Below are 685 nucleotides of genomic sequence, written 5' to 3'. Positions count from 1 at the left end.
TTCCACGAAATACATCCTCCGCTTTCGTTAATGCAAATACGGCATCGATTCCATATTTCTTTTTAATGACAATCATTGAAGTTCTGCAGTAATCCCATGTCACATCATACTGTTTCTGCATTTCCTTCATCTGATTACATACATCTTTTAATGCCTTCTTATTATCGGCATCCTTATATTTCTTATAAAGCCTTTTTAGCTTGCGATACCTTTTCGTACGAACAAGCTGATCATATCTTTTTTTCATAATACCAGTTAATTCATTACCAGCTTTACGAACCAAATCGGCATAATGAAAAATCTGACACTTTTCTACATAAGTCAGATTCGTTTCCAATACTAATACATGTCTATCTGAACATCTACGATAGGCTTTCAATTCGGGTTGTATCATCTTTCTGCTCCTCGATATATTTCTTGATTGCAGCTTCACTGATATGCCCTACAGAAGATATAAAATATCCATTTGACCATAATTTTCCACATCTTGCATAGAATCTCTTCAATTCCGGATAGGCCTTGAACAATTGGATTGCACTCATAGATTTCAACGTTCGAACAACATCACAAGGTGCAACTGTTGCAGGACAGTCTACAAAAATATGTATATGGTCAGGCATGACCTCTAAAGCTTTTATAATATATCCATACGCATCACAAACTTCAGAAAGAATCTTCTTCAAGG

The 685-nt window shown here is 35.5% G+C and carries 2 protein-coding genes; both read right to left on the bottom strand.

The features are described from left to right. On the bottom strand, positions 1–394 hold a 394-nt coding region (locus EUBIFOR_RS11815; RefSeq protein ID WP_003866306.1), incomplete at its 3' end, for a hypothetical protein. Then, the coding region (gene tnpA / locus EUBIFOR_RS11810; protein ID WP_040466577.1) for an IS200/IS605 family transposase at positions 363–685 on the bottom strand (323 nt) is incomplete at its 5' end. The genes tnpA and EUBIFOR_RS11815, both read right to left, overlap by 32 nt.

It is taken from the genome of Holdemanella biformis DSM 3989, assembly GCF_000156655.1.
Lineage (GTDB): Bacteria > Bacillota_I > Bacilli_A > Erysipelotrichales > Erysipelotrichaceae > Holdemanella > Holdemanella biformis.
The sequence above is the reverse complement of the archived record's forward strand: the minus strand, read 5'-3'. Positions and strand labels throughout refer to the sequence as shown.